The following is a 2195-nucleotide window of genomic DNA, read 5'->3' on the forward strand; positions in this document are numbered from 1 at the left end:
TTGATTGCCAGTATCTTGCATAAATATGCTTCTGGAAGTTTAACCGAGCAACGCATTTAGTCAGGCTATAAACAGTTGGCTAAAAGTAATTCAATTTATTTTCTTATATTTTCAATTATCGGTCTTGGGCTCGCTAAGGCCTTTACTGGTTTTCATCTTGATTTTGGTGACTATTATCTGGATGTCGAGCGGGCGGTTTTTTTAATCGCGGTGATTGTGACTTTCTATTTTTACAGCGGTTCTGTTAGCAAACTAGGACAGCATGCGGTTTTATTGTTTATCCTGCTTGGCCTCAGTGTCTTAGCGGGTTTGGTTTTGCAGTTAGACCCGGTTCGGGCGGCGGTGGCGTTTGTGATGACGGCTTTGGTGGAGGAAATTTTGCTTCGTGCCGCGTTGTTTGAGCCTTTGATTAAACGCGGTATTAAGAGCTGGAAAATCATTTTAGGCACGGCCTTGTTTTTCACCTTAGTGCATCCGGCGATTTACTCTGATTATCTGTATGGCGTTATGGTGTTGGTAACCGGCATTCTTCTCGGCGCGATATATCTAAATGTTCGCCAGAAAGTTGGCATCGCCTACGGCGTGCTCTGGACAAGCGCGGCTCATACCGGGGTCATCATATTAGGCTGGAAACTCAATATAATCTAACCACCAGGCCTGGTGGTTGTGTCGATTGTCTGATCTTAACCCTGCAAAACTGTTACTAGCCTGTAGGAGATACTTCGCTTTGCTCAGTATGACGAGGTGTTTGTACCAGGCCTGGTGATTGTGTCGGTTGCCTGATCCAAACTCTGCAGCCTGTAGGAGATACTTCGCTTTTCTCAGTATGACGGGGTGTTTGCACCAGGCCTGGTTGCTTAAGCGTTGGCGAAGTTCAATGGTTGTAGGTTCGATAGGTTTAGGGTTTGTTTGGCTTGCCAGAGGTCATAGTTGTCTTGCATAACAAGCCAGCTTTCGGGTGTGCGGCCTAGTACTTTGGATAAACGCAAAGCCATTTCAGGTGAAATGCCACTTTTGCCTTTGATAATGCGGTTGAGCGTTGACGCAGATACGCCCAAATGCTCGGCTAACTGACGTCCGCTTAGCTCACTCGCTTCTAGGTAAACCGTTTCAATAAATTCGCCTGGGTGGGGCGGGTTGTGCATATTCATTAGTGATAATCCTCGTAGTTCAGTATGTAGGCATTGCCATCTCTGAATTCAAACGTAATACGCCAATTGCCACTCACCGATATTGACCAGATTCCGGTTCGCTCGCCTTTTAATGGGTGTAATGCATAACCAGGTAAACTAATGTCTTCAACCTGTTGTGCGGTGTCAATAGCGGCAAGTTGCATTCTTAGCTTTTTTGCATGTTTTGCTTGAATACCGGCATGGTTGCCCGTTTCGTAAAACAGCTTTAAGCCTTTGTGTTTGAATGACATAATCATGCGAATAAGTGTATCTTGTTGCGCAGCGAGAGTCAATCACCAGGCCTGGTGGTTAGTTAGTGTTTCCGCAGTCGGGGCAGGTTTTGCCTATGTCTTCGTTCCAGATTTGTGGGGATTGTTGGATGAATTTGGCCATTAATGCAATGCAGCGTGCATCGTTTAATTCAATTACGTTTACGCCCGCATCTCTTAGCCAGTCGAGGTGGCCGCTAAAATTTTGGGTTTCGCCTACCACTAGTGTGCCGATATTGAATTGGCGAATTAAGCCGGAACAATACCAGCAGGGCGCAAGGGTGGTGACGAGGATTTTGTCGCGATAGGTTTGTTGGCGTCCGGCGCGGCGGAAGGCATCGGTTTCACCGTGAATGGAGGGATCGTTGTCTTGTACACGCCGATTTCGTCCGCGACTGAGTTCGTGGCCTTGCGCATCAAACATCGCCGCACCCACCGGTACACCGCCTTCTTCAAATCCAAGTTGTGCTTGTTCTAATGCGGGTTCAAGTAATGTTGCATAATCCATTTTTTGTTCCTGTTGTTGGGTTTGAAGGTTTAAGTTATAGCTTTAGAGTTAACCACCAGGCCTGGTGGTTTAATTTCGACTGGTTAGAGATGGGTTGGCAAGGTTTTTATATTATTTGTATCCATTAATTAGAAATAACGGAATAGGGCTGGGAGTTGCGTTCCTACTGTGGCCAGTAAGAACACATATACGGGCACCTCGATTAACCCCTGGTTGATTCTGCGGGACTTAAAAGGTCACTTATTC

At 46.3% G+C, this 2195-nt stretch carries 5 protein-coding genes; 2 read left to right on the forward strand and 3 right to left on the reverse strand.

From position 1 onward, the window contains the following. Positions 1 to 75: 75 nt before the first annotated feature. Positions 76 to 648, forward strand: a complete 573-nt coding sequence (locus tag IBX48_RS10365) for a CPBP family glutamic-type intramembrane protease (protein ID WP_296834289.1) — start codon at positions 76 to 78, stop codon at positions 646 to 648. 209 nt (positions 649 to 857) lie between these two features. Here IBX48_RS10365 and IBX48_RS10370 read toward each other — a convergent pair whose 3' ends face one another. The 3 genes from IBX48_RS10370 to IBX48_RS10380 are packed head-to-tail and all read right to left on the reverse strand — an operon-like array spanning position 858 to position 1949. After that, positions 858 to 1151 (reverse strand): HigA family addiction module antitoxin, encoded by a 294-nt coding sequence (locus tag IBX48_RS10370; protein WP_296834293.1) that lies wholly within the window; start codon positions 1149 to 1151, stop codon positions 858 to 860. Next, positions 1151 to 1465, reverse strand: a complete 315-nt coding sequence (locus IBX48_RS10375; protein ID WP_296834296.1) for a type II toxin-antitoxin system RelE/ParE family toxin — start codon at positions 1463 to 1465, stop codon at positions 1151 to 1153. The genes IBX48_RS10370 and IBX48_RS10375 overlap by 1 nt, the downstream gene beginning before the upstream one ends. Positions 1466 to 1481: 16 nt before the next feature. Then, positions 1482 to 1949, reverse strand: coding sequence for a nucleoside deaminase (locus IBX48_RS10380; RefSeq protein WP_296834299.1), 468 nt, complete (start codon positions 1947 to 1949; stop codon positions 1482 to 1484). On the opposite strand from IBX48_RS10380, the gene IBX48_RS10385 reads away from it, so the two are divergent. Next, positions 1934 to 2077, forward strand: coding sequence for a hypothetical protein (locus tag IBX48_RS10385; protein WP_296834302.1), 144 nt, complete (start codon positions 1934 to 1936; stop codon positions 2075 to 2077). The two genes, IBX48_RS10380 and IBX48_RS10385, sit on opposite strands and share 16 nt — an antisense overlap. Positions 2078 to 2195: the final 118 nt, after the last annotated feature.

Source organism: Thiomicrospira sp. (assembly GCF_014859555.1).
GTDB lineage: Bacteria > Pseudomonadota > Gammaproteobacteria > Thiomicrospirales > Thiomicrospiraceae > Thiomicrospira.